This is a genomic window from Candidatus Dojkabacteria bacterium (genome assembly GCA_016927995.1).
In the GTDB taxonomy this organism is placed as follows: Bacteria; Patescibacteriota; Dojkabacteria; order JAFGLO01; family JAFGLO01; genus JAFGLO01.
Map to the genome: position 1 here is coordinate 87,229 of JAFGLO010000015.1, position 23,925 is coordinate 111,153.

Genomic DNA, 23,925 nt, shown 5'->3' on the forward strand with positions numbered 1-23,925 from the left:
AAAGGTATTTTAGATGGTAAAGCAAAAGAATGATGACAGTATTGCCGTTGCTTCAAAAGATAGTGCCATTAGTGTTGCCGTGTCCGAGATTGAAAAAATGTTCGGTAAAGGTTCAATTATGCGTTTGGGTGACAAAAAACATGTTGATGTTGATGTAATTCCAACCGGAGCGCTTTCATTGGACGTTGCGCTTGGGGTCGGTGGGGTCCCGCGCGGTAGAATAATAGAAATTTATGGACCTGAATCTTCAGGCAAAACTACGCTAGCATTGCATATTGTTGCTGAAGCCCAGAAAAAGGGCGGAAGAGCCGCTTATATTGATGCAGAACATGCACTTGACCCTGTTTATGCAAGCAACTTAGGAGTCAATATTAAGGAACTTTACATTTCTCAACCAGACTATGGTGAACAGGCACTTGAAATATTAGAAATGCTTGTACGCTCGGGTGCAATGGATGTTATCGTTATTGATTCAGTGGCCGCACTTACACCAAAGGCCGAAATAGAAGGAAATATGGGTGATACACACATGGGTCTTTTGGCAAGACTAATGTCTCAGGCATTACGCAAATTAACTGCAATCTCAGCCAAAACAGGAACAACCGTAATATTTCTGAATCAAATAAGGTTAAACATTGGTGTATTTGTTGGCAACCCGGAAACAACTACCGGAGGTAAGGCGCTTAAATTCTACTCGTCCGTTCGAATGGACATTCGACAGCGCGAAAAAATCACCGAAGGTGACGAGATTGTTGGACATTTGCGGGAGGTCAAGGTTGTTAAAAACAAGGTTGCCCCACCATTCAGACGGGCAACATTTGCAATTATTTATCCACAAGGAATGGACAAAGAATCAAGTATCATTGACGCAGCAATAAAAGTTGGTGTACTTGAAAAGAAAGGCGCATGGATAAGTATGGAAGGAAAACAAATTGCACAAGGTCAGTCAAAGATGATTCAGCTTCTTAAGGAAGATACAAAGTTTTGCAAGGATATTGAGAAAAAAGTAAGGGAAAAAATTAAGTAATATAATTATGGCGCGATGGATCCTTTCCGATAACTCCATTCTGGAAGGTAATATCCCATCAGACTTATCGGACTACAATCCTTATTTACTGCAACTTTTGTTTAACCGTGGTGTAACGGACAGAATAAGTATTGAAAAATTCTTACACCCGCAAATTTCCGATTTACCACATCTTTCGGAGTTCAAAGATCTTCGGAAAATCGTTGATAGAATAAATCTTGCCGTCGAGCGAAAAGAAAAGGTATATATTCACGGCGATTACGATGTTGATGGTATGACTGCTACGGCAATTTTGTGGGAGTATCTTTACAATCGACTAAAACTTAATGTGCTTCCATATATTCCGGATCGGGAAGGTGAGGGTTACGGCTTAACTGACTCATCAATATCTACAATGTCCAAACGTGGAGTAAACCTTGTAATAACTGTTGACTGCGGCATAAGAGATCATGAACTGATTGATAAATGGAGCAAGAAGGGAATTGACTTTATAGTTACCGATCATCATCAATTGCCTGCTAAAATGCCGGATTGTTTAGTTTTGCATCCGGAAGTAAAAAGTAAAAAAGGGTTTTTAGGTACATCCGGGGCTGCAATTTCTTGGATTTTGGTGTGCGGTTGTGAATATTTTAAAGATACTAAGAACTTTTCATATCTTAATATTCCGGGCTTGGATCTTGTCGCGATATCAATACTTTCGGATATGATTAACAGTATAGGAGTAAACAGGGTTCTTCTTTGGTATGGGCTGGAACAGCTTAAACTAACAAAGCGTGCAGGCTTAATAGCCTTATATCAGGCACTTGGTTTAAATTCACTAGAAATTTCGTCGGCAGACCTTTCGTACAAAATCATTCCGAGACTTAATTCTTGTGGTCGGATTGGGGATCCACTTGATCCCGTTAGGTTACTTGTTGCAGACACCGAAGAAATTGCCGAAAAACATGTGCTTAAAATAAATGATTTAAATGATAAAAGAAAAGGAATAACTACAGATCTTTATAATCAAGCGAAAGCCCAAACTGTTGATGATAGTTCCAGCACACTTGTTGTTATTGGTGAGGATTGGCCCGAGGGTCTAGTCGGACTTGTTGCCGGTAGACTTAACTCCGAATTTAACAAAGTTTCAGTAGTGTTAAGTAAACGACCGGATAGGTCCGTTGGATCGATTAGGAGTATATCCAGTGTAAACATTGTATCTGTACTTGAATCAATGCAAGAGCTTTTGGAAAAGTTCGGCGGACATGACCAAGCAGCAGGCTTTACCGTTAATACTGAAAATATAGACAATTTTGTTAGTAAACTAAGAGCAAGTATTAATGAAATAACAAACAAGGAAGAACGTTATGTTACCCATAACATTGAGCTTAGTTTAAAACCCGATGAATTTGACTGGAAGTTACTTTTGACAATTCAGCAGTTAAGGCCGTTTGGTGAAGGAAATCAGGAACCATTAATTATGTTACGCAGTGGTAGGATTGATGCAATAAAAATTGTCGGCGATTCACACCTTAAACTAACTGTCGGAGGAGAGTATAATTACATAGACTGTATAGGATTTTCGCTTGCCGAAAAGACAGCAACCGTTAAAATCGGAAACATTGTTGATCTTGTAGGATATCTCGAGGTAAACAAATGGAACGGTAGTGAGTCATTGCAGTTCAGATTTATCGATATTCGAGTAACAGATTAACATGGATTTCTCTAAAATGCATCAAAACTTTCTAAGTCCTGAACCGAAAGATAATACCGGTTTATTATCCAATAATTTACCGGAGTCCAAGTTTCAAGTTGAACATGGATTGAAAAAGCAACCCTCTAACGAATCCTCTAATATTATCGATTCGGATGTTACTGCTGGTACTAGTAATCAGTCAGCCCAAACATTCTCCACAGATTTAAAAGAAAAGCCGATATATGTTTCGGGAAGTTGGAAAGACCTTGAGGCAAGACCGTTTAACCCCAAGACCATTTTTCTTATTGCTTTTATCATCACTCTTCCAATACTTATTTTTGTAATAAAAGGTATTTTTACCACAAGTGAGGCTGCAGGAAATTATTTAGTAGGAGCGGACATTGTTGACCCAAATATTCAGATTGATAGTAAGGCGCAACCTGCAGTGGAGTTAAAAAATTTTTCAATAGACTATGCTGAATGTGTTGATAAGCTTTCGGCCGCATTGATTGTTGATTTGTCAACGGGCGAGGAGATCTTTGCATACAATGCTTCAAATAAACGTGCCATTGCAAGTATATCCAAATTGATAACAGCCTATGTCGCATACAATACTTACAGTAAGGACCAGCTGTTAACGGTGGTTACACCAAGGTATTATTATGGTAGTCAACTTGGACTTTTAGAAGGTGAATTTCTTACAGTTGATGATCTTGTTTCGGCAATTCTGATTCAGTCTTCGAATGACGCAGCTTATATTCTTGCCGACAATTATCCCGGCGGATATAACAATTTTATTGCCGAAATGAATAATTTTGCAAGTTCACTTGGGCTTACAAATACAAACTTTGCAAATCCCGTTGGACTTGATGACTCCCTTCAGTATTCTTCTGCCGCAGATGTTGTCAAGATTCTAAATGTAATTCTAAATATTTCTTACCTAAGGGGTAAACTTGAAACAAGTAATAAGGATATTTCGGTATATACAATGGATGGTGAATTTATTCGGGAAATTAATCTTACAAACATTAACGAACTGTTAATCGATGATTTGGTTGATGGTGGGAAAACCGGCTATACCGGTAGTGCCGGTGGTTGCCTTGTTAGCTATGTAGGTGATGTTGTGTATGTTGTCCTAGGGTCTTACGATAGATTTGAAAGTACGAAGTGTTTACTGGGAGTGGGTGAAGCAGTAAGTAGTGAAGCAGTGAAATAGTGAAGTAATCCTCCGGAAGATAACTATGAGAGAAGTGGCAAGCTTTAACAATAAAAATAAAACAGATAAAGGGTTCACTTCGAACATAGGAATCAACGGAAGCTTACGCAGTAAGTAGTAAAGTAGTGAAACAGTCACCTGTTACAGATTTGTCCCTAAGGAAGTAAACTAATACTTTATTGCCGGAACGTAAATAACGAAATCAGCTTTACCATAACTTGTGTTGGCTTCACCAGTAAAAACATAAACCGGTTGTAGGAATTCCTGTTCGTAGCTAGTGTCTAAATATGCAAGCGAGATATCAAAGACTCTAAGTGAGGTTACAACGGTATCGGCCGGAACGGTATCAAGCGTTAGTGCACCGTCAAGCTTTAAACTGACCAGATAACCATTACCGGTTTTAATTTTTTGAACAGCGTTTTCCTCACCAATTAGTTCATAGGTTCCGCAAGGCGCTTCCGAAATCGGCCAGTTGGTATAGTTAAAAAAAAGAAGTGAATCTTTTGCGGTGGTATATCGCTCAGCTCCGGCTAGCACAATAAATATATTTGATTGACTGGGCTTTTCGGTAACAAGAGGTACGTTGTAGGCGCGTACAACAATATTTTTGCCATCTGATTGCAATCTTTGCTTTGGGGCATTAGCTAATTCTTTTTGGAGAAAGGCGCCAAGTTCTCTACTTTCAAGATATTCCTCTTCAATTACCACAATTGCCTTGGTTTTGACATAATCGATTCTAAGTACATCTGCATCAATTCGAGAGGCTGTTTCTTGTAGATTGTTTTGTGAGGTCACAAGTAAATACCTGGTAATTGTTTTCGATTCGTCAATATTAGAAGGCATTATGCCTAGACCGGTAATCAAAGACTTTGCAGATGAAGTGATTGAATTAACGTCAATGATACTTGAGCTCGATGGTTGGAAATAGGATAGGTTTGTACTTATTGTGAAGTTTTGATTTCGTGTTTCTACAACCATAATTTTTCCCTTTGCCGTATTGGTGAATATATAGGCAGTTTGTCCCTCGCGGCGTATTGTTTCAGGATCGAATCCGAGCGACTTTGCAAGTGATTTTGCAATGTCCATTACTCCAAGATCGGGTGAGACTTCATATTTGTAGACGTTAACAATTTTGGGAAGGCCAGGATATTTTCCGGTCTCTGTTTCAATTTCAAGGTTCTCAAAATTTACCTCAAGCGGAAGTCCGGTGAGACTGGGTGGATAAACTTTGCCGCAACCGTTGTTTGCAATAATATACTTGTCAGGAAGTTTAGGCCCTGGATACAAAAAAGCAACAAGTTGCCAAATTCCAAGCACAAAGAGTATAGCAACACCAACGATTATTCCACCTTTTTTTGTCCAGTAGGACGCCTCTGTAAGTGTCATTGCCAAATTGAAGTAAAGATTTAACTAGAGTATACTTCTGTTATGAATATAGCTTAATTATGATACTTCGTCAATGAATAAAGTTCGTGTAAGGGCCGCTCCAAGTCCGACAGGGAAGGTGCATATAGGGAATATTCGTACGTACCTTTATAACTATCTTCTTGTTAGAAAATACGGTGGTGCCAATATTATCCGTATAGAAGACACCGATCAGAAACGAAAGGTTCCACAGGGTGTTGAAGCAATGATAGAAGCCTATGAAGCCTATGGAATTACCTTTGACGAAGGGCCTCATGTTGGTGGATTGCATGGACCATACGTTCAGTCCGAGCGCAAAGAAATCTATTCAAAGTATGCTCACGAATTAGTCGAAAAGGGTGCAGCATATTACTGCTTTTGCACGGAAAAAAGATTGCAGGAGGTGCGTAGCCGTCAGCAAGAGAATAAGGAGAGAGTGATGTACGATCGTGCCTGTAGAAATCTCTCAAAGGAAGAAGCCCAAAAACGTGTGAACGCCGGTGAAAAATACGTTGTACGAATGAAGTTTCCGCTTGCGGGTTTTACCGAATTTAACGATGTTATTTATGGGAAAATCAGAATAAATAATAATGAAATTGATGATATGGTTCTGCTTAAATCCGATGGCTTACCAACCTACCATTTCGCAGTAGTAGTTGATGACCATCTGATGCAAGTAACACATGTTATTCGAGGACGAGAGTATCTTACTCAGACCACTAGAAATGTATTTCTCTATAACGCTTTCGGATGGGAGCAACCTATATGGGTAAATGTTCCACAAATTCTTAATCCCGATGGTAAAGGAAAGTTAAGCAAACGCCACGGGGCAATGCCTGCGCTTGCATATTTACGTAAAGGATACCTAAAAGAGGCGGTAATTAATTATATAATGCTTTGTGGTTGGTCGCCTCCACCTGAAAAGTCCAATCAGGACGACATCTATTCTGTCGAGGAACTTATTTCCCTTTTTGATTTGACGCGATTTCAAAAGGCTGGTGCCAGGTACGATCAAAAGAAACTTGATTATATAAATGGAAAACATATAAGAAACCTTAGTATCGACAAGCTTTGTTCGGTGATAATATCTTGGGGTGAAAACCTAGTGCTTAAGCCGTTTATTACTGACAAATACGAGGATCCGGAGCCGTGGGAGGCAAGTCTTAAACAAAAGATTTCTAAACTCCTACCATTATGGAAGGCTGACCTGAATAAGTTTAAAAGAATTCTAGAACTTGTTCAGGAGCGAATGGTTTTACTTTCCGACATCTTAGATAGTACTCTGTTTTTTTATGAGCAGATTAAGTCACCGGAACTAAGTACGGTAAAAGGGCTTGCTGCATACGAATCTACCGTTTTGGAAAATGCCAAAGAAAAATACACTGAAGTCTTTAACGGATACAATGATTTATCCGATATTTCGCAAGAGAAATGGGTTGCAGATGTAAGATCAACGGCTGATGAATTTGGCATAAAGCATGGTGATTTGTTCATGCTTGTTCGTGTACTTATCTGTGGATCGGAATTTTCACCACCACTTTTTGAATGCTTGCAGCTTCTTGGAAAGAAAGAAGTCTTGGCAAGGCTTTCGCAATAAGTTGCAAACTGTTGCTATGGATTTGATTTAAACGTAAACTTATATATAAAATAAGATTTATAAAATGAAAATGGACCCAAAGACAGGTAAAAAGATACTTCAAATTCTTGGCGTTGTAGGTGCCGTATTTTTTGTGGGAGCTCTAGGATATGCAGTATACGTAAAATTTTTCTGGGGTAAGGTTTCCGACGAAAATCGTTTAAAAGCACAGGAGTATTACCTTACAGCAATCGATAATATTTCGGACTTGAGCTATTCAACGGCGCTTGAAAATCTAAACGAAGCTCTTAATCTGGATCCTTATAATATTGACACATATCTTGCAATTTCCAACGTTTACAAGAGTAAAAACCGATATGACCTTCAACTTCAGTTCTTATCTTCTACTGAAGGAGTAGTAAGATCGGATGAGCGAATTCAGCGTGAGATAGGTATAAGTCAATATAAAAACGGAAGATATGATGAGTGTTCGGCAACGTTGCAATCACTTTTTAAGGCAAACTCTGTTCAGGAGTCAGATGTATATTTGTTTAATGCCCTGTTAAAGGTCGGAGAATATAATCTTGCAACGGGTTATCTGTCAGACATAAACAGTTGTGACAATAATTACAAGCAAGCTCTAGTCCTTATAAAAACACTACTTGCGGGTTCTGATTACAACACAGCAATTAACTCTATTTCGGTTTGTAAGGACACTTCAGCGTTGGGCCCGCTATATACAACTCTTTCCGAGATTAAGAATTCCGAACTGGATGATGCCGGTAAAACCCAAAAAACACTTGTGGTTATTGCAAACGAGGCACTGAAAAATGGGTTTGACAGATATGTGGTTTATCTGCTTGAGACGAAAATGTCTGAGTTTCAAAACTACTGGGAGCCTAACTTTCTATTGGCTTCTGCATATTTTAAGCTTGGGGATGTTAGTAAGGCTTTAGCTTGTGCGCAAACTGCGTGTACTGTTAACCCCTTTAGGTATGAGCCGGTTTGGTTGATTGCCCAAATAAAATCACAGCAGGGTGATAAGGAAGATGCAATATTAAAATATGAACAGGCTATTCTTTTAGCCGGTGACGAAGCTTCTCCCGTACAGGAAGAGTATGTTGACTTCTTAATAGCAGGAAATCTTTTTTCGAAGCTTGATATAGAATTTATTTTGGTTGCCGAGAAGTATGAAAGAAATGAAGAATGGACCGAATATGGGGAAATTTGCTTAAAGGCACTTAACTATTACCTTGGAAAAGACAATGAGCCCAAGGCTACTTATTATGTAAACAAACTTTTAACCTACAGTCAGGAAGAGCTTTCCGATTTAGGACTAAATGACATGTTTTATTTACTATATGTTGAATACCTTGTTTCAAAAGGGGACATTTCAACTGCCGAAGGTATAGTGGCCGATATCACATTCGAGGAACAGATTTTTACCGAATATGTTGTTGGTGTTATTAACTTTACAAAACGTGAAGACAGTGTTGCAATAGAACATTTTCGAAAGGCAATTGACATGGATACGCAAGGATTCATAACCGATAAGTCCAAAGAATATCTAAGGATTCTTGGAGTGTCGGTGAAATAGTAACCGGTTGATACGATATTGAATTTGCTGTTGTAACTCTATATAATTGCATCATCCATTAGTGCAAAGTATTTCTTGTTTTGTTATACTACGCGCTGTGTTCGGATAAATTTATATAGTATCTAATAATGGCAAAGGGTGAAAATATTAAAGTTGACCTTAAACTTTTACGGAATATTGGCATTATTGCCCATATCGATGCAGGCAAAACAACCACAACGGAAAGTTTACTTTTTTATACCGGAACAACTCATAAAAAGGGTGACATCAACGACGGTAATACAACAACCGACTGGATGGTTCAGGAGCGCGAAAGAGGAATAACAATTACTTCCGCTGCAATTACGTGCTTTTGGGATTTAAATAACGTTAAGTACAGAATCAACATCATTGATACCCCGGGTCACGTTGATTTTACTGCCGAAGTTGAGCGATCACTTCGAGTACTTGATGGCGCCGTTGTTATATTCGACGGAAAAATGGGAGTTGAACCTCAGAGTGAGACTGTTTGGCGTCAAGCTGACAAGTATCATGTTCCAAGATTTTGCTTTATTAATAAGCTAAATCTTATCGGGGGTGATTTCTATATGAGCCTGGCCAGTATAAAGGAAAGGCTAAGTTCTAGTGCAGTTGCAGTTCATCTTCCGATTGGTAAAGAATATGAACTTAAGGGTGTTGTCGACCTTCTTTCGCAAAAGGCTTATACCTATAAAACATTTGAAGATCAAGAACTTGTCGAGGAAGAAATTCCCGAAAATATGAAAGACCTGGTTACGGAACATAGATCGGAACTTGTCGAAAAAATAGTTGAATTTGATGATGCTCTCATGGAGAAATATCTCAACGGAGAGATGCCAACCGTTGATGAGCTAAAGCAAGCGCTTCGTAAGGGTGTTGTTGCAGGAAAAGTGTTTCCCGTGTCCGGAGGAGATTCAAGAAGTCCCGTAGCAAGAAAAATTCTCGATACAGTTGTTGAATATCTTCCTTCTCCGCTTGATATTCCTCCTGCCGAAGGTGAACTTCCCCAAACCGGCGAAAAGATAAAGGTTAACCCAACCGATGAGGAACCTTTTACAGGGCTTGTCTTTAAAATTATGAACGATCCGCACGTTGGTAATCTAGCATTCTTTAGAGTGTACAGCGGGGTTTTAAACAAAGGAACGTATGTTGTAAACTCCACCAAGGGAACAAAAGAGCGTGTCGGTCGTCTTTTATTAATGCACGCTAATCATCGAGAAGAGATTGAATTTGTTCGTACGGGTGATATTGCGGCAGTTGTTGGACTTAAAGACAGCACAACGGGTGACACTTTATGCGACGAAAAACGTAAAATTCTTTTGGAAAACATTGTGTTTCCGGATCCCGTTGTCTCAATGGCAATCGAGCCAAAGACAAAGGCCGATCGTGAGAAAATGGGTATGGCACTTGGAAACCTTATTAAAGAAGATCCAACGCTTAAAGTTTCCACTAATCAAGAGACTGGTGAAACAATAATATCCGGAATGGGTGAACTTCACTTAGAAATTATTATTGACAGAATGGTGCGTGAATTCGGAGTAGAAACAAATACCGGTTCTCCACAGGTTGCATATAAAGAAACCGTTAGGGAAGCTGCCGAACGTGAAGGTAAGTTCATTAAGCAATCCGGTGGTAAAGGTCAGTATGGACACTGTGTGCTTGTGGTCGAGCCCCAGGAACCTGGAAAAGGATTCGAGTTTGTCAATGGAATTAAGGGTGGTGCAATTCCTAAAGAATATATTCCGTCTATTCAGAAGGGTGTCGTAGAGGCAATGCAAAGTGGTGTTGTGGCCGGTTACCCTGTAGTTGATATCAAAGTAACCTTAAAGGATGGCTCGTTCCACGAGGTTGACTCATCCGATATTGCATTCCAGATTGCCGGAAAAATGGCCTTTACTGATGCAATGAAATCGGCTAAACCTTGTCTTTTGGAACCGTACATGAATATTGAAATAATCGTACCTGAAAAATACGTTGGTGATATTAACGGATTTGTTAGTAGTAAACGAGGAAGTATTGAAGGTACCGAAATGAAGAATAACCTAAGTGTTATTAAAGGCAGAGCCCCGCTTGCCGAATTGTTTGGATTGGCTAAGGAAGTTAGAGCTATTACATCCGGGAGAGGATCGCCGACAATCTTCTTTTCCCATTATGACAGAGTGCCTATGTCGGTAGAGGAGAAAATAAAGGGAACAACAAACGTTTCTTGATTTTTTGAAATCGGTATGCTAAACTCACGTGCTCGTTTCAACGAGAGAGTTTTTCAATACCACAAATAATTAAATTTAATTAATAAAACATGGCTACATACGATAGAAGTAAATCGCACGTAAACGTAGGAACCATAGGTCATATTGACCACGGTAAGACTACGTTGGCTGCGGCTATCTTAAAGGTTACGCGCCCGTCCGACTGGGAAGCCGAGCGAGACAAGCTCGACAAAGACCCAACGTCGCGTGCCAAGAGCATTACAATTGCTGCTGCTCACATAGAATATGAAACAGAAAAGCGACACTATGCTCACGTAGATTGTCCTGGCCATAAGGACTATATTAAGAACATGATTACAGGGGCTGCTCAGATGGATGGTGCAATCCTTGTTATTAGTTCTGTCGATGGACCAATGCCTCAGACAAGAGAGCATGTACTTTTGGCAAGACAGGTTGGCGTTCCAAAGATTTTAGTATTTATAAACGTTTTTGGTGAGAAGGATGAAGAAATGATTGAACTTATTAAAGATGAAACCAAGGAACTTCTCAAACAATACGAATTCGACGAAAATTGTCCGTTTGTTGTAGGTAGTGCACTCAAGGCTTTGGAAGGTGATGCAGAGGCAGAAACATCAATCAAAGAGCTTCTAACTGCAATCGATGAATACATCCCCGTTCCGGAGCGTGCCATTGATAAAGACTTCCTAATGCTTATTGAAGACGTGTTTTCGATCGAGGGTCGTGGAACTGTTGCAACAGGACGTATCGAAAGAGGTGTTGTAAAGGTTAACGATGAGGTCGAGCTTTTGGGACTTACTAAGGATGTCAAAAAGACTGTTGTTACTGGTGTCGAAATGTTCCACAAGTCACTTGACCAGGGTATGGCAGGTGATAACGCAGGAATTTTGCTTCGAGGTCTTAAGAAGGAAGAGGTTCAAAGAGGACAAGTTCTTGCAAAACCGGGAACAGTAAATCTACACACTGAATTCAAAGGTCAGGTTTATATCCTTTCCAAGGAAGAAGGCGGAAGACATAAGCCATTTATTACCGGATACAAGCCACAGTTCTATATTGGAACAGCTGATGTAACCGGAGAGGTTTCACTTCCGGAGGGTGTAGAAATGGTAATGCCTGGTGATAACGTTGAATTTTTGGTGAAACTTATTGTTCCCGTTGCAATCGAGAAAGGAATGAGATTTGCAATTCGTGAAGGTGGACGAACAGTAGGTTCGGGTGTTGTTACCGAGATAGTAAAATAAGTTCTTTTAAATTTGGAGCATTACTCAAATGGCTGTAAAGATTAAAAAGCTTAGAGTAAAAATTAAAGGTTATGATGCCAAGGTAGTGGAGAGTAGCTCCAAAATGGTACTAGAGGCAGCATACAGTACTGGTTCTAAAGTTTTAGGACCAGTACTTCTTCCTAGACGAAGGCGGATTTATTGTGTAACCCGCTCACCTCACATTGAAAAAAGGTCGATGGAGCACTTCGAGAAGAATTCTCACGTAAGGTTAATCGACATTTTAGAACCGACTGTCCAAACCGTTGACTCATTGCAGCATTTGGAATTACCTGCCGGTGTCGACGTAGAAGTTAAGTCACTTTTAGAATAAAGATGATGTTTATTGGTTTGAAACGGGACATGACTCATGTTTACAAAGATGATATGTCTGTTCCGGTAACAATAGTAGAGGTGCCGGATAATTATGTGGTATCAAAGCGGTTTGACACAAACAAAGACAAGTGGCTCGTTTCCGTAGGAATTGGTGAAAATAAAAAGGCCGGAAAAAGAATAAGTGGTCAGTTTAAAAACGTAGGCAAGGTTCCCAAACAGGTAAAGCAGTTTTGGGTGTCAAAAAACGTTGGAGATTTATTAGAGGTTGGACAGTTGTTAAACCTTGGTGAACAATTTAAAGATATTAAGACCGTATCCGTTTGCGGAAAGAGCAAGGGAAAGGGCTTTGCTAGCGTAATAAAACGTTGGGGTTTTAAAGAAGGTCCGGAAACAAGAGGTCAAGGGACAATGAAACGTCACCCGGGTTCAATCGGTGCACAGGGTACCGGTAGGGTATTCGCCGGTAAAAAAATGGCCGGTCGCATGGGTGGTGATTCTATTAAACTTAGCAAGGTCAAGGTTGTTGAAGTTCAGAATAACTTGATACTTTTAAAGGGTGGACTCCCGGGTTCACGGGGAAGCTGTATTTATATGGAAATCAATAATTAATGGATATTAAAGTTTTCGACTTAACAAACAAAGAAGTATCAAAGATTTCTTTGTCTCCTTCTGTTTGGAATGTTGACTTTGATCCTGCAGTGATTGAAAAATATGTACAAATTGTTCTTTCAAATCGTAGGGCTTATAGTGCAAGTGTAAAGGATCGTTCCGAAGTTAGAGGTGGAGGAAGGAAACCTTGGGCCCAAAAGCATACGGGTCGCGCACGTCACGGCTCGATAAGATCACCAATCTGGGTTGGTGGTGGAGTTGCGCATGGTCCTGTTCCGGGAAAACGTCTAAAGTCAATGAACCAAAAGGAGCGTCAGTTGTTTTACAGAGTTGTATTAAGTAAGCTGGTAAAGGAAAATCTGGTTACATTTGTTTCTGCAGATTCATTCGAGAAGCTTGATAAAGCTATTTCAAAGGAAACAAAGGGTCTTACTAAATTGGTTTTGAGTAAATTTAATAAGTTCTTTAATCCTAACGGACTTGTAATTGTGTCAAATGATACATACAATTCAATTCTTCTAGGACTAAGGAATTTAAATACCGTAAGTGCAATGGGTGCAAAAAACGTTGACTGGCTTCAAATATTAAATGCGGGTCAGGTAATAATGACAGATTCAGCGGCAAAGCAGCTAAACGATAACTTAGATACAGGTAAAAAGAATGATTAAGCCGGTTGTCTCGGAAAAAAGTTTTAAACAGTCCGACGAACTTAAGTGTTACACGTTTATTACTTCTCCCGAAGAGACAAAAAACACAGTAAAAACAAAGATTGAGAAAATGTTTGGGGTAGAGGTCGATAAAGTTAGGTCAATATCAGGAAGAACCAAGCGTAGGTTTAACGCGAAAGTAAGGAAAACGGTTTCCGGTAAAAAATACAAGAAGTTTTTTGTGTTTGTTAAGCCCGGCAGTGAAATAGAATTTTTTAAGAATAAATAATCATGGCACTAAAAAAATACAAACCAACAAGTCCGGGTAGAAGGCACAAAGTGGCTGTTCATACGAAGGATTTGTCAAAGGAGAAGCCGCTAAAACGTTTAACGGTTGGTAAGAAAAACCGTGCGGGTAGAAACAGTCAGGGTAGAATCACTGTTAGACACAGAGGCGGTGGTGCAAAACGGAACTACAGGATCGTTGATTTTAAAAGGAAAAAATTTGGAATCTCGGCTAAAGTTGAGACAATAGAGTACGATCCTAATAGGGGATCAAATATTGCACGGATTCTGTATGCCGACGGAGAGAGAAGTTACATTCTTGCTCCGGATGCATTAAAGGTTGGAGATAACGTTATCTCCGGGGAAGATGTTGAAATTAGGATTGGTAACACATGCGCCTTAAAACAAATTCCGTCAGGGACAATGGTTCATAATGTTGAGGTTATGCCGGGCGCAGGCGGAAAGCTTGCCAAGGCGGCCGGTTCCGGATTAACAGTTCGTGGTAACAACGGAAAGGGTTATGTTATTGTAAAGCTGTCATCGGGGGAAGTACGACTTTTAAATGAAAATTGCTTGGCAACAATCGGGATAGTAAGTAATCCCGACAAGCTAAATGTTGTTTTAGGTAAGGCAGGAACAAGTAGACACTTAGGACGTAGGCCCGAGGTACGAGGAGTTGCGATGCATGCAGTTGAACATCCACACGGTGGAGGTGAAGGTCGTAACGGATTCCGAGTTGCAAAAGATATTTGGGGGCACAAAGTTGGTGTCAAGACCCGAAAAAATAAGCGTACGCAGAAGTTCATTATTAAGAGAAGACCTGTAAAACGAGATAAAAAATAATTTATAAGTATGGGTTATGTCCAGATCACTAAAGAAAGGTCCGTATATTAATCCCAAAATCCTGAAGAAGGTTTTAAAACTTAAGGAAGAGGGAAAGCGTGGCCCTATAAAGGTTTGGGATAAGGCTTGTGTAATAACACCTGACATGGTTGGAATGAACTTTGAGATTCATAATGGAAAAGATTTTATACCGGTTTTGGTAAATGAATTTATGGTTGGTTTTAGGTTTGGTGAGTTTGTTTTAACAACGAACTTTAAGGGACACAGTAAGAAAGGTAAAATCGCAAAGACATATGGTAGTACCGGTCGATTTGAGTAATTTATTAAATAATTATTGTGAAGGGTAGTATATTTAAAGGTCCGGGTACATGCACAAGGAAGAACGTTTATTCTTCTTTACAGAAGGCAAAACTTGTGGCGGACCTAATTAGAGGAATGGGTTTGCAGGAAGCAAGAGCAACACTTCACCTCTTAAACAAAAAGGTGGCTGTTGATTTTGACAAATGTTTAATGACTGCATTTGCCAGCCTTGCCGAAAAGGATAAGACTGCTGATGAGTCAAACACAGTAATAAATCAACTTTCTGTGGCTGAGGGCAGAAGAATACGAAAGGTCATATTCGGAGCAAGAGGGCGGGCAAGCAGAAAGTACAGAAAGTATTGTCATATATATGTTAAGTTAAACAAAAAGGGATAAATGGGGACAAAGATGAACTCGGTGGCCTTAAGAATCGGAATAAACAAGACCTGGACATCTCATTGGTTTGCCAAGAGGGGTGAGTTCGCCGATTATCTCATGGAAGACATAAAAATTCGAGATTTTGTTCGAGGAAAGCTATCTCATGCAGGACTTGATTCAATAATAATTGAACGACCTGCCGGGAAATTAATTGTAGAAGCTTCCGTTGCTAAGCCGGGTGTAGCAATTGGTAGACAGGGCGCCGGAATCGAAGAGCTTAAGAAAAGCATTTCCGATATGGTTGGTAAAGCAGTTGATCTTCGCATAAAGGAATATGGAAACGCAGATCTGTCCGCAAGAATCGTTGGTCAGGAGATTGCAAATGGTATAAATAAAAGACAAGCACCAAAACTGTTGGCAAAACTTTTCATGAAGAAGGCGATGCAGGCTGGTGCAAAAGGAATAATGGTCTGGGTGTCCGGAAGAATTCGTGGACATAAAGATGCAAGGCGATTAAAATTTACCGAAGGATCAGTTCCTTTACAGACACTTCGGGTAAATCTTGATTATGCTTTAGTTACAACCCAGTATCCTGGTGCGGGTACCACTAGTGTGAAAGTATGGATAAATCGATAGTTCGTTGATAGTCTTAATTATGTGTGTTAAAATACCAAGCTATGTTACAACCTAAAAGATATAAATACGCAAAACAATTTACGAAGCGACCCAGAGGTATTGATGTTAAGTCAACCACTGTGGTTTTTGGTGACTTTGGGTTAAAGGCCATGGAAAACGGCTACATTACGTCAAATCAGATAGAATCTGTACGTATGGCCATTAGCCGATTTACCAAAAGAAAAGGAAGAATCTGGGTAAGAATTTTCCCTGACTTGGCAATTACGGCTAAGCCACCAAGCAGAATGGGTGGCGGTAAAAGTCCAATTGATACCTGGACTGCACCTGTTCGTAAGGGAAGAATTCTGTTTGAAATAGGTGGTGTCGATGAAAAAACAACTAAAGGTGCATTCGATTTGGCTAGGCATAAACTACCGATTAAAGTTAAGTTTGTTGAAAAGGTATAATGGCTACTGAAAAAAAGAAAGTTTTAAAACCGAGCAAAACGGTTGACAAGCTTTCAGGGTTAAAAGCAAATGTATTAAAGATTCATTGGGATATAGTTACCGGCAAAGAAACCGACACGTCAAAGTTAAAGAAAGCTAAGAAAGAAGTCGCAAGATTTCTAACAAACGAGAAAAGTAAATTAATAAAGAGTCCAAATGGCCATTCAGAAAATTAAGGGTGAAGTAGTAAGTACCGGAATGACTGATACCGTTGTGATTTCCGTAAAGCGGGCCATTTCTCACCCGATTTATTCAAAGCGTGTATTTAAAAGTAAAAAATACATGATTCATGCGCCTGGAGCAAAACTTTCGGTGGGTGATATCATAGAGGCTAAATTGGTAAGACCAATCTCAAAAAACAAAAAATGGGCTTATATTAAGAAAACAAAAAAATGATTCAAAAGGGAAGTAGACTAACAGTTGCAGACAACACCGGAGCCAAAATCGCGGAGGTTATTGGTAACTATGGAGGTTCCGCAAGAAGATATTCTTCGCTGGGGGACATTGTTATGGTTTCAATAAAAAAGTCAAATCCCGGGGGAACGGTTGAGGCACACGGAAAACATAGGGCAGTAATCGTAAGGACAACAAAAGAAACCAGAAGGTCCGACGGTAGTCGTATTAGATTTGATGATAACGCTGCAGTAATACTTGATGGCACAACAAAACAACCCAAAGGAACAAGGGTTTTTGGTCCTGTCGCAAGAGAAGTAAAAAACAAAGGATTCGATAAAATAAGTTCATTGGCACCAGAGGTACCGTGAAAATAAGAGTAAACGATACAGTTAAGGTTCTTTTAGGAAAAGATGCAGGAAGAACCGGAGTTGTACAGGCAGTAAATCCTAACAAGAATTTAGTGTTGGTTGGTGGTTTAAATATTTTTAAGAAGCACGTCAAAAAGGATAATAAGGGAGACGGTGGAATAGTCGACATTTCAAAGCCAATTCAGGCTAGTAAGCTTGCTGTTTTATGTCCAAGCTGTGAAAAGACAACAAGGATTGGATTCAAGAAAACAGACGGAAAAGCCACAAGGGTATGTAAAAAGTGTGGAAAACCCCTAGAAGTAAAAACCCAAAAGTCAGTTAATTCAGATAAAAAATAATGGATAGCTTTAAGCAGATACACGATAAAGTAAGGACCGAATTGGCAAAGGAAGGTAAATATGCTAATATAATGGTCGCTCCGCGGTTAAGAAAGATTGTTGTTAATGCGGGCGTTGGAAACGGTACTAAGGATAGAGCCGTTGTAGAAGATGTAGTAAGTATACTTACTCAGATTACTGGGCAGAAGCCGGTTGAAACTAAAGCAAACGTTGCCGTATCAAACTTTGGAATAAGAAGGGGTGATGTTGTTGGAGTAAAAGTCACGTTAAGGGGTGAGCGAATGTGGAGTTTTGCGGAAAAGTTCTTAAACATTGTACTTCCCAGATTTAGGGACTTTAGAGGAATTGCTAAGAAATCGATTGATCAATCAGGAAACTTACACATTGGTGTTCTTGATCATATGGTTTTTATAGAAATCGATCCCAATAAGGTTCAAAATAATAGATCTTTCCAGGTGAGTCTTGTTGCAAATGCAAGTTCAGCAGAGGCTGGCTTAGAGTTTTTTACAAGATTAGGGTTTCCTTTTATTGAATAAATTTTAATTACTTTAAATGGCTACCACAGCAGGTTGGGTTCAATACAAAAGGCTCAAGAAAAAATCAAAATTTAAGACAAGAGTTTACGAGCGTTGTCGCAAATGCGGAAGATCGAGAGGTGTTTTCAAAGAATTCGGGCTTTGCAGAATTTGCTTTAGAGAGCTTGCACACAAGGGAGAAATTCCGGGTGTAAAAAAGTCAAGCTGGTAATTTATATATTTATAAAGTTATGGTTACAGACATTGTTGCAGATACAATAACAAGAATATATAACGGATCACTTAGTAAACTCGACGTTATTGAAGTCGTTTACGGAAAACTTGTTGTGGGTGTCTTGCAAATCCTTAAGGATCAGGGTTTTATAACTGATTTCGAGGAGATTGATAATAGTGGAAAGAAGTCTATCAATGTTGTCTTGAAATACGAGGACAAAGATCCTATAATCACCGGAGTAAAGAGAGTTTCCAGTCCCGGAAGAAGAATATACAGATCGGCTAATCAGGTAAGAAAAGTAAAGCAAGGACTTGGAGTAGGAATCTACTCTACGTCAATAGGATTAATGTCCGATAAAGATGCTTACATTAAAAAAGTAGGCGGCGAATATTTATGTGAAGTTTGGTAATATGTCAAGAATAGGTATAAAACCGATTACAATACCGGAGGGCGTTAATGTGTCGGTGGACAATAATATACTTACGGTTAAAGGACCTAAAGGCGAACTTACTTTCCCTGTTCATGACATGATAACGGTTTCTGTAAATGACAAAAGTATTGAGGTAGCCAGAAAAAATGATCAGGAATTAAGCAAAGCAATGCATGGCACAACCAGAAGCATAATTAAAAACATGGTAGAAGGTGTTGTTAACGGTTACCAGAAAGTTCTTTTAATCCAGGGTATTGGGTATAGGGCAAGTTTAAACGGCAAAGATATATCGTTAAGTATTGGATATACTCATCCAGTTGAAATAATCGCTCCGGAAGGCATTACCTTTTCTGTAGAAGACTCGGTAAAAATAACCATATCAGGAATAGATAAGCAACTTGTGGGTGAGACTGCAGCAAAAATAAGGGCAGTCAGGAAGCCTGAACCGTATAAAGGTAAGGGTATTAGGTATGAAAACGAGTACGTAAGGAGAAAGACTCCTCGAGTTATTTCTTCAGAATAATTATAAGCATAAAAACATGAGCAGTGTAGCGGAATCAAGACAAAGAAGAAAACTAAGGGTAAGGAAGAAAATTCATGGTACGTCTTTAAGACCCAGGATTTCCGTATTTAGGTCAGCAAAGCACTGTTATGTTCAGGCAATAGATGATGACAAAGGAAAAACTTTAGTTGGGGTTCGTGATACTGATCAAAAGGCTGATTCAAAAAACAGTAAGTGGTTTGCATTGGGAGCAGTAATGGGTGAAGCCTTAGTAAAAAAGAGGCTGAAATCAGCCATCTTCGACAGAGGGGCATACAAATACGGCGGTAGGTTAAAAGATATTGCTGACGGTATACGATCTAAAAAAATAAATTTTTAATTCTTGCTTGTGAAAAGAAGGGAACAACGAAGAGAAAAGCCAAGGTTTGAGAGACATATTGTTGACACAAGGCGTGTCGCAAAGGTTCGTGCAGGTGATAAGCTATTAAGTTTTAGTGCTTTGGTTGTTGTCGGTGACAAGAAGAGTAAAGTTGGTGTTGGACTTGGTAAAGGTCGTGATACAAGGGCCGCAATAATGAAAGCAGTAAATAAAGGTGAACGAAAAATGTTTGAAGTATGTAGGATCGGAACAACAATTCCGCACGAAGTCCTTCATAAGTTTGGGGCTGCAAAGATACTTCTAAAACCCGCTCCCCCCGGTACTGGTGTAATTGCAGGAAGTTCGATTAGACCTGTATTAGAACTTGCCGGAATTGCCGATATTGTCACAAAGCAGGTGGGTAGAGGAAACGCAATTAATAATGTTTATTGCGTAGTTGAAGCATTAAAAAAACTAAAAAAAGAGAGAGTATTATCGAAGCGCTCCAAGGCACCTAAAGTTGAAGAAACAAGTGTTGACACAGTTGAGGAAAATAAAAAGATAGATTTACCCAAAAGCAAACAGGTCAAAACTAAGTCAGTAGAGAAGGTCGTGAGTCCCGTAAAAACAGACGTAAAACCTTCTAGAACAGTAAAGTCAGAAAAAAATACTAAACTTAAAAAATCATAGATGAGTATACTTGCCGAAGTTTCATTTAAAGGAAATCCCCTTCAGAAAAAAAAGCGACTTGGTAGAGGTTATGGATCAGGAAAAGGTGGACATACGGTAGGACGTGGTCAAAAGGGACAAAAATCAAGAGGGAAGAGAAAAGTAAGACTTGGGTTTACCGGAGGACAGGTATCATTACATGAACGACTTCCTCATTACAGAGGAATTACCAGGAGAAATATCGGCGTAAGAAGATCCACAAAAACTGTTAACGTATCACAGATTGAAACGCATTTTAAGACCGGTGACATTGTTAACAAGGCTGCGCTTATTAATAAGAGGCTTGTCAGGAAAACAGAGCTTGTAAAAATTCTGGGAAACGGTGATCTTAAGAAAAAGGTAAAAGTTATTAATCTTAACGTCTCGCTTTCCGCAAAGGAGAAAATAGAAAAGGCGGGTGGAGAAGTTATCAATGAAGGCTAAGAGCAAAATACAAAAATGGATTCTTTCATTTAGAAGCGGTAATGGTCCAGACATTTTAAATAAGACTCTATTTATATTACTGGTCTCGGTACTCTTTAGAATTCTTTTTGCAATTCCTGTGCCCGGAGTGCCAATAAACTCACTTGGTGAGTTATTATCTCAATATTCACTTACCGAAGTTTTAAACATAACGTCGTCCGGGGCATTAATGAATACAACCTTAATTGCTATTGGGTTGGGTCCATATATAAATGCCTCCGTAGTAATTCAGCTTTTAACAACTATATTTCCCAAGTTCCAGGAACTCCAAAAGGAAGGTGTTTCCGGCCGGATGAAGCTTAGTATGTATACAAGGCTTCTAACTCTTCCTTTGGCGGTTTTTCAATCTGTCGCGATTTATCTTGCATTAAAAGGTGACGGGATAATCATGCCGCTTTTTCCTCTGGAGCTAGCTTGTTTGATTGCTGCATTTACTGGCGGTTCTTTTCTTTTGATGTGGTTAAGTGAACTTGTAACTGAGGATGGATTTCTAAACGGCAGCTCATACCTAATTGCCGCAGGAATACTTTCAGATATACCGAGTAGGTTTATAAGTGCATCCGGTAGTGTTGGAACATTAGTACTTATATTAACAATAGTAGGAAGTTTGCTTTGGATTGGATTTGTAGTTTTTGTTACATCCGCAGAGCGTAGAGTTGTAATGAAACACGCTAAAATAATGACATTTAACAGTAAAAAGGTAAAAGATAATCATTTGCCACTAAAACTAAATCAAGCCGGAGTGATGCCTGTCATTTTTGCAACATCATTTGTTTCTATGCCACAACTCTTGGTAAAAGTCTTGTCAAATGTTTCATGGGTGCAAACTACAGCATGGTTATCAAATGCTGTTTCGAAAATTGAGTTGTTTTATACAGATGCTTCACTTGAATACTATAGACAGGGACTTATTGCGCTTTTAATAATTGTATTTTCATTGGTATATACTTTTGTGGTATTTAACCCACGAGAAGTTGCTGAAAATCTTCAAAAACAGGGAGCCTACATTCCGGGTGTACGACCCGGGAAAGATACAACAAATTATCTAATTAAAGTAATGTTGCGACTTTCTGTTGTTGGTTCTATATTCCTGTCGCTTCTTGCGATGTTTCCGTTTATTGTCCAGGAGATTACCTCGCTGTTTAATGAGAATCTCATAATCCCAATGTTTTTCAGCGGAACAGGTATTTTAATTGTTATCGGTGTGGCGATTGATCTTTTTAACAAGATCAGATCAATGAAAACCGAAACATACTCTATTACCGGTATTTAAAGTCTTTTGTAATGATAATTATTATCCTTGGTCCAAGTGGTTCGGGGAAGGATACTCAGGCAGATCTTATCTCCAGGAAATATGGATTTAGCGTTTGCGGAACAGGAGATCTTTTTAGACATGAAATTGAAAAGGGTACAAAGTTAGGTAAAATCGCTGAAGGGTATATAAAAAAGGGAATCTGGGTCCCAATAAGATATTGGGAACAGGTTGTAAAGAATTGGATCTCCAGAACAGATCTTTCAAAAAATCACCTACTTGTAGGCTTCATAAGAATAGACGGTCAACAGCAAATATTGGACAAGCTTTTGGCCAATGCAAAAAGCAGAGTGGACTTGGTAATTCACGTAACGTTATCTGATCAAGAAGCTATCAAAAGACTGAGTTGTAGATGGTTTTGTAAGACATGTGGCGAAACATATGACGATGTACATAAACCACCCAAGGTTAAAGGCATTTGTGATAAAGACGGAAGCAAACTAATAAAAAGAGAAGATGATAAACCCCAAAGTATAAGACATCGAATGAGTGATTATAATAAAAATATTCACCCAATAATAAGTTACTATCGTGAACATGGGGTTTTAGAGGAAGTGGATGGTGCACCGTCAATACCTAAGGTTTTTAAAGCTATCTCAAAAATTTTAACGAAAAACAATGAAAAAGCCTGAAGCAATGAGAAAAGGCGGCAAAATAATTGCCGAAATTCACGAAATTCTAATGGGGATGATATCTAAAGGAGTTAGTGAACTTGAAATAGAGAATAAAGCCAAGTCGTTATGTAAAAAATATAACGTTATTCCGGGATTTCTGGGTTATGAGGGATATCCTGCCGCTACTTGTATTTGCGTAAATGACGAGGTTGTACATGCAATTCCGTCAAATTACAGGTTTAAGACGGGTGATGTGGTAACTATTGATTTTGGAATTGTCTTTAATGGTTATAATCTTGACATGGCAAGAACCGTAGTTGTTGGTAAGACCCAAACCAATGATATAATCGAGGTTAGTAAGACAGCACTAAAACTTGCAACGGCGATATGTAAAAACGGTGTAAGGGTCGGAGATATTGGGGAAGTAATTCAGGACTATGTTGAATCTCATGGATATGCTATAATCCGGGAACTTGTTGGTCATTCAATAGGTAGGCATTTGCACGAAGCTCCGTACATTCCCAATTTTGGGAATAAAGGAACCGGTGCAGTATTAAAAAAGGGTGATACAATTGCAATAGAGGTTATAATTTCCGAAGGTTCAGGTGAAATTGTAATTGCAGAAGACGATTGGACAGTACTTACGGATGATGGCTCTATTGGTGTAGCCACCGAAAATACTATCATGGTCGGGTCAAGTGCCCCCGAAGTGTTGACTATTCGCTAGAAAGAGTATAAAATAGCCAGCATTGTCAATGGTATATCCGATATGATATGTTAAATTTAATCAGTGGCTTGTATGGAACCAAAGGTCTTTGAAATAGACGGTGTGGTAACAGAAGCACTTCCACAGATTAAATTTATTGTTGAAATCGAGGTCAGTGGTAAAAAGCGTCAATTAGTTTGTCACCTGGCAGGAAGAATGAAATTAAATTACATAAAAATCGTTGTGGGTGATAAGGTAAAACTCGAGATTAACTCATATGATCCCACAAAGGGAAGAATAATATATAGGCACCCTTAAATGAAAGTAAAAACATCAGTAAAAAAAAGATGTATACATTGTTATGTGGTTAGAAGAAAAGGTAGAGTGTATGTGTATTGCAGAAAAAGTCCTAAACATAAGCAGAGGCAAAGATAAATTTAA

At 39.1% G+C, this 23,925-nt stretch carries 33 protein-coding genes; 32 read left to right on the forward strand and 1 reads right to left on the reverse strand.

The features are described 5' to 3' along the window. Positions 1-13: 13 nt before the first annotated feature. Genes recA through JW962_03845 form a run of 3 tightly spaced genes read left to right on the forward strand, consistent with a single transcriptional unit; the run spans position 14 to position 3,918 of the window. Positions 14-1,027 (forward strand): recombinase RecA, encoded by a 1,014-nt coding sequence (recA, locus tag JW962_03835; protein MBN1374433.1) that lies wholly within the window; start codon positions 14-16, stop codon positions 1,025-1,027. A gap of 7 nt (positions 1,028-1,034) precedes the next feature. After that, positions 1,035-2,720 (forward strand): single-stranded-DNA-specific exonuclease RecJ, encoded by a 1,686-nt coding sequence (gene recJ, locus JW962_03840; GenBank protein MBN1374434.1) that lies wholly within the window; start codon positions 1,035-1,037, stop codon positions 2,718-2,720. 16 nt (positions 2,721-2,736) lie between these two features. Continuing rightward, positions 2,737-3,918 carry a D-alanyl-D-alanine carboxypeptidase gene (locus JW962_03845; GenBank protein ID MBN1374435.1) on the forward strand — a complete coding sequence of 394 codons (1,182 nt, stop codon included), beginning with the start codon at positions 2,737-2,739 and terminating at the stop codon, positions 3,916-3,918. Between the two features lie 168 nt (positions 3,919-4,086). On the opposite strand, the gene JW962_03850 is transcribed toward JW962_03845, so the two are convergent. Continuing rightward, positions 4,087-5,304, reverse strand: a complete 1,218-nt coding sequence (locus JW962_03850) for a hypothetical protein (GenBank protein ID MBN1374436.1) — start codon at positions 5,302-5,304, stop codon at positions 4,087-4,089. A 73-nt stretch (positions 5,305-5,377) separates the two neighbouring features. Here JW962_03850 and JW962_03855 point away from each other — a divergent pair, with 73 nt between their 5' ends. The 29 genes from JW962_03855 (at position 5,378) to rpmJ (ending at position 23,919) form a co-directional block, all read left to right on the forward strand. Next, positions 5,378-6,919, forward strand: a complete 1,542-nt coding sequence (locus tag JW962_03855; protein MBN1374437.1) for a glutamate--tRNA ligase — start codon at positions 5,378-5,380, stop codon at positions 6,917-6,919. A gap of 70 nt (positions 6,920-6,989) precedes the next feature. Beyond that, on the forward strand, positions 6,990-8,495 hold the full coding sequence (locus tag JW962_03860; protein MBN1374438.1) for a hypothetical protein: 1,506 nt from the start codon (positions 6,990-6,992) through the stop codon (positions 8,493-8,495). Positions 8,496-8,623: 128 nt separating this feature from the next. After that, positions 8,624-10,723, forward strand: coding sequence for an elongation factor G (fusA, locus tag JW962_03865; GenBank protein ID MBN1374439.1), 2,100 nt, complete (start codon positions 8,624-8,626; stop codon positions 10,721-10,723). 89 nt (positions 10,724-10,812) lie between these two features. Next, entirely contained in the window at positions 10,813-11,982 is a 1,170-nt protein-coding gene (gene tuf / locus JW962_03870) for an elongation factor Tu (protein MBN1374440.1), read from the forward strand. A 28-nt stretch (positions 11,983-12,010) separates the two neighbouring features. After that, entirely contained in the window at positions 12,011-12,334 is a 324-nt protein-coding gene (gene rpsJ, locus JW962_03875; GenBank protein MBN1374441.1) for a 30S ribosomal protein S10, read from the forward strand. A 2-nt stretch (positions 12,335-12,336) separates the two neighbouring features. Next, positions 12,337-12,945 (forward strand): 50S ribosomal protein L3, encoded by a 609-nt coding sequence (gene rplC, locus JW962_03880; GenBank protein MBN1374442.1) that lies wholly within the window; start codon positions 12,337-12,339, stop codon positions 12,943-12,945. Next, positions 12,945-13,613, forward strand: a complete 669-nt coding sequence (rplD, locus tag JW962_03885) for a 50S ribosomal protein L4 (GenBank protein ID MBN1374443.1) — start codon at positions 12,945-12,947, stop codon at positions 13,611-13,613. The genes rplC and rplD overlap by 1 nt, the downstream gene beginning before the upstream one ends. After that, positions 13,606-13,881, forward strand: coding sequence for a 50S ribosomal protein L23 (gene rplW, locus JW962_03890; GenBank protein ID MBN1374444.1), 276 nt, complete (start codon positions 13,606-13,608; stop codon positions 13,879-13,881). Before rplD ends, rplW begins: the two co-directional genes overlap by 8 nt. 2 nt (positions 13,882-13,883) lie before the next feature. After that, positions 13,884-14,720 carry a 50S ribosomal protein L2 gene (gene rplB / locus JW962_03895; protein ID MBN1374445.1) on the forward strand — a complete coding sequence of 279 codons (837 nt, stop codon included), beginning with the start codon at positions 13,884-13,886 and terminating at the stop codon, positions 14,718-14,720. Positions 14,721-14,736: 16 nt separating this feature from the next. Continuing rightward, positions 14,737-15,039: a 30S ribosomal protein S19 gene (rpsS, locus tag JW962_03900; GenBank protein ID MBN1374446.1), complete on the forward strand. Its 303-nt coding sequence runs from the start codon at positions 14,737-14,739 to the stop codon at positions 15,037-15,039. A gap of 17 nt (positions 15,040-15,056) precedes the next feature. Beyond that, entirely contained in the window at positions 15,057-15,416 is a 360-nt protein-coding gene (locus JW962_03905) for an uL22 family ribosomal protein (GenBank protein ID MBN1374447.1), read from the forward strand. Beyond that, positions 15,417-16,034: a 30S ribosomal protein S3 gene (gene rpsC, locus JW962_03910; GenBank protein ID MBN1374448.1), complete on the forward strand. Its 618-nt coding sequence runs from the start codon at positions 15,417-15,419 to the stop codon at positions 16,032-16,034. Between the two features lie 41 nt (positions 16,035-16,075). Then, entirely contained in the window at positions 16,076-16,480 is a 405-nt protein-coding gene (gene rplP / locus JW962_03915) for a 50S ribosomal protein L16 (GenBank protein MBN1374449.1), read from the forward strand. Next, positions 16,480-16,695, forward strand: a complete 216-nt coding sequence (locus tag JW962_03920; protein MBN1374450.1) for a hypothetical protein — start codon at positions 16,480-16,482, stop codon at positions 16,693-16,695. Before rplP ends, JW962_03920 begins: the two co-directional genes overlap by 1 nt. Further along, positions 16,676-16,915, forward strand: coding sequence for a 30S ribosomal protein S17 (gene rpsQ, locus JW962_03925; protein ID MBN1374451.1), 240 nt, complete (start codon positions 16,676-16,678; stop codon positions 16,913-16,915). Before JW962_03920 ends, rpsQ begins: the two co-directional genes overlap by 20 nt. After that, positions 16,912-17,283, forward strand: coding sequence for a 50S ribosomal protein L14 (gene rplN, locus JW962_03930; protein MBN1374452.1), 372 nt, complete (start codon positions 16,912-16,914; stop codon positions 17,281-17,283). The genes rpsQ and rplN overlap by 4 nt, the downstream gene beginning before the upstream one ends. Then, the gene (rplX, locus tag JW962_03935; protein MBN1374453.1) at positions 17,280-17,621 is read left to right on the forward strand and encodes a 50S ribosomal protein L24; all 342 of its coding nucleotides are present in this window, start codon (positions 17,280-17,282) and stop codon (positions 17,619-17,621) included. The genes rplN and rplX overlap by 4 nt, the downstream gene beginning before the upstream one ends. Beyond that, complete coding sequence (rplE, locus tag JW962_03940) at positions 17,621-18,157, forward strand: 50S ribosomal protein L5 (GenBank protein MBN1374454.1); 537 nt, start codon at positions 17,621-17,623, stop codon at positions 18,155-18,157. The genes rplX and rplE overlap by 1 nt, the downstream gene beginning before the upstream one ends. Positions 18,158-18,173: 16 nt before the next feature. Beyond that, a complete protein-coding gene (locus JW962_03945; protein ID MBN1374455.1) occupies positions 18,174-18,368 on the forward strand; it encodes a type Z 30S ribosomal protein S14 in 195 nt (64 codons plus the stop codon). A 19-nt stretch (positions 18,369-18,387) separates the two neighbouring features. Next, the gene (gene rpsH, locus JW962_03950; GenBank protein ID MBN1374456.1) at positions 18,388-18,780 is read left to right on the forward strand and encodes a 30S ribosomal protein S8; all 393 of its coding nucleotides are present in this window, start codon (positions 18,388-18,390) and stop codon (positions 18,778-18,780) included. Between the two features lies 1 nt (position 18,781). After that, positions 18,782-19,324: a 50S ribosomal protein L6 gene (gene rplF / locus JW962_03955; GenBank protein MBN1374457.1), complete on the forward strand. Its 543-nt coding sequence runs from the start codon at positions 18,782-18,784 to the stop codon at positions 19,322-19,324. A 16-nt stretch (positions 19,325-19,340) separates the two neighbouring features. Further along, a complete protein-coding gene (rplR, locus tag JW962_03960) occupies positions 19,341-19,682 on the forward strand; it encodes a 50S ribosomal protein L18 (GenBank protein ID MBN1374458.1) in 342 nt (113 codons plus the stop codon). Positions 19,683-19,685: 3 nt separating this feature from the next. Next, on the forward strand, positions 19,686-20,351 hold the full coding sequence (rpsE, locus tag JW962_03965; GenBank protein ID MBN1374459.1) for a 30S ribosomal protein S5: 666 nt from the start codon (positions 19,686-19,688) through the stop codon (positions 20,349-20,351). Next, positions 20,352-20,813: a 50S ribosomal protein L15 gene (gene rplO / locus JW962_03970; protein MBN1374460.1), complete on the forward strand. Its 462-nt coding sequence runs from the start codon at positions 20,352-20,354 to the stop codon at positions 20,811-20,813. Continuing rightward, positions 20,803-22,125, forward strand: a complete 1,323-nt coding sequence (secY, locus tag JW962_03975) for a preprotein translocase subunit SecY (protein ID MBN1374461.1) — start codon at positions 20,803-20,805, stop codon at positions 22,123-22,125. The genes rplO and secY overlap by 11 nt, the downstream gene beginning before the upstream one ends. An 11-nt stretch (positions 22,126-22,136) precedes the next feature. Beyond that, positions 22,137-22,796, forward strand: coding sequence for a nucleoside monophosphate kinase (locus JW962_03980; GenBank protein MBN1374462.1), 660 nt, complete (start codon positions 22,137-22,139; stop codon positions 22,794-22,796). Next, positions 22,783-23,505, forward strand: coding sequence for a type I methionyl aminopeptidase (gene map / locus JW962_03985; GenBank protein MBN1374463.1), 723 nt, complete (start codon positions 22,783-22,785; stop codon positions 23,503-23,505). The genes JW962_03980 and map overlap by 14 nt, the downstream gene beginning before the upstream one ends. A gap of 72 nt (positions 23,506-23,577) precedes the next feature. Then, the gene (gene infA / locus JW962_03990; GenBank protein ID MBN1374464.1) at positions 23,578-23,802 is read left to right on the forward strand and encodes a translation initiation factor IF-1; all 225 of its coding nucleotides are present in this window, start codon (positions 23,578-23,580) and stop codon (positions 23,800-23,802) included. After that, a complete protein-coding gene (rpmJ, locus tag JW962_03995; GenBank protein MBN1374465.1) occupies positions 23,803-23,919 on the forward strand; it encodes a 50S ribosomal protein L36 in 117 nt (38 codons plus the stop codon). Positions 23,920-23,925 lie beyond the last annotated feature (6 nt).

Coding starts and splice junctions, on each gene's coding strand:
- rpsJ (MBN1374441.1), top strand. CDS start 12,011: ATGGCTGTAAAGATTAAAAAGCTTAGAGTAAAAATTAAAGGTTATGAT.
- rplR (MBN1374458.1), top strand. CDS start 19,341: ATGAGCAGTGTAGCGGAATCAAGACAAAGAAGAAAACTAAGGGTAAGG.
- JW962_03945 (MBN1374455.1), top strand. CDS start 18,174: ATGGCTACCACAGCAGGTTGGGTTCAATACAAAAGGCTCAAGAAAAAA.
- rplB (MBN1374445.1), top strand. CDS start 13,884: ATGGCACTAAAAAAATACAAACCAACAAGTCCGGGTAGAAGGCACAAA.
- rplN (MBN1374452.1), top strand. CDS start 16,912: ATGATTCAAAAGGGAAGTAGACTAACAGTTGCAGACAACACCGGAGCC.
- rpmJ (MBN1374465.1), top strand. CDS start 23,803: ATGAAAGTAAAAACATCAGTAAAAAAAAGATGTATACATTGTTATGTG.
- rplO (MBN1374460.1), top strand. CDS start 20,352: ATGAGTATACTTGCCGAAGTTTCATTTAAAGGAAATCCCCTTCAGAAA.
- infA (MBN1374464.1), top strand. CDS start 23,578: ATGGAACCAAAGGTCTTTGAAATAGACGGTGTGGTAACAGAAGCACTT.
- JW962_03845 (MBN1374435.1), top strand. CDS start 2,737: ATGCATCAAAACTTTCTAAGTCCTGAACCGAAAGATAATACCGGTTTA.
- rpsQ (MBN1374451.1), top strand. CDS start 16,676: ATGGCCATTCAGAAAATTAAGGGTGAAGTAGTAAGTACCGGAATGACT.
- rpsS (MBN1374446.1), top strand. CDS start 14,737: ATGTCCAGATCACTAAAGAAAGGTCCGTATATTAATCCCAAAATCCTG.
- rpsH (MBN1374456.1), top strand. CDS start 18,388: ATGGTTACAGACATTGTTGCAGATACAATAACAAGAATATATAACGGA.
- rplF (MBN1374457.1), top strand. CDS start 18,782: ATGTCAAGAATAGGTATAAAACCGATTACAATACCGGAGGGCGTTAAT.
- map (MBN1374463.1), top strand. CDS start 22,783: ATGAAAAAGCCTGAAGCAATGAGAAAAGGCGGCAAAATAATTGCCGAA.
- rplP (MBN1374449.1), top strand. CDS start 16,076: ATGTTACAACCTAAAAGATATAAATACGCAAAACAATTTACGAAGCGA.
- rplW (MBN1374444.1), top strand. CDS start 13,606: ATGATTAAGCCGGTTGTCTCGGAAAAAAGTTTTAAACAGTCCGACGAA.
- secY (MBN1374461.1), top strand. CDS start 20,803: ATGAAGGCTAAGAGCAAAATACAAAAATGGATTCTTTCATTTAGAAGC.
- JW962_03920 (MBN1374450.1), top strand. CDS start 16,480: ATGGCTACTGAAAAAAAGAAAGTTTTAAAACCGAGCAAAACGGTTGAC.
- rplD (MBN1374443.1), top strand. CDS start 12,945: ATGGATATTAAAGTTTTCGACTTAACAAACAAAGAAGTATCAAAGATT.
- recA (MBN1374433.1), top strand. CDS start 14: ATGGTAAAGCAAAAGAATGATGACAGTATTGCCGTTGCTTCAAAAGAT.
- JW962_03850 (MBN1374436.1), bottom strand. CDS start 5,304: ATGACACTTACAGAGGCGTCCTACTGGACAAAAAAAGGTGGAATAATC.
- tuf (MBN1374440.1), top strand. CDS start 10,813: ATGGCTACATACGATAGAAGTAAATCGCACGTAAACGTAGGAACCATA.
- fusA (MBN1374439.1), top strand. CDS start 8,624: ATGGCAAAGGGTGAAAATATTAAAGTTGACCTTAAACTTTTACGGAAT.
- rplE (MBN1374454.1), top strand. CDS start 17,621: ATGGATAGCTTTAAGCAGATACACGATAAAGTAAGGACCGAATTGGCA.
- rplC (MBN1374442.1), top strand. CDS start 12,337: ATGATGTTTATTGGTTTGAAACGGGACATGACTCATGTTTACAAAGAT.
- JW962_03860 (MBN1374438.1), top strand. CDS start 6,990: ATGGACCCAAAGACAGGTAAAAAGATACTTCAAATTCTTGGCGTTGTA.
- JW962_03980 (MBN1374462.1), top strand. CDS start 22,137: ATGATAATTATTATCCTTGGTCCAAGTGGTTCGGGGAAGGATACTCAG.
- JW962_03855 (MBN1374437.1), top strand. CDS start 5,378: ATGAATAAAGTTCGTGTAAGGGCCGCTCCAAGTCCGACAGGGAAGGTG.
- rpsC (MBN1374448.1), top strand. CDS start 15,417: ATGGGGACAAAGATGAACTCGGTGGCCTTAAGAATCGGAATAAACAAG.
- recJ (MBN1374434.1), top strand. CDS start 1,035: ATGGCGCGATGGATCCTTTCCGATAACTCCATTCTGGAAGGTAATATC.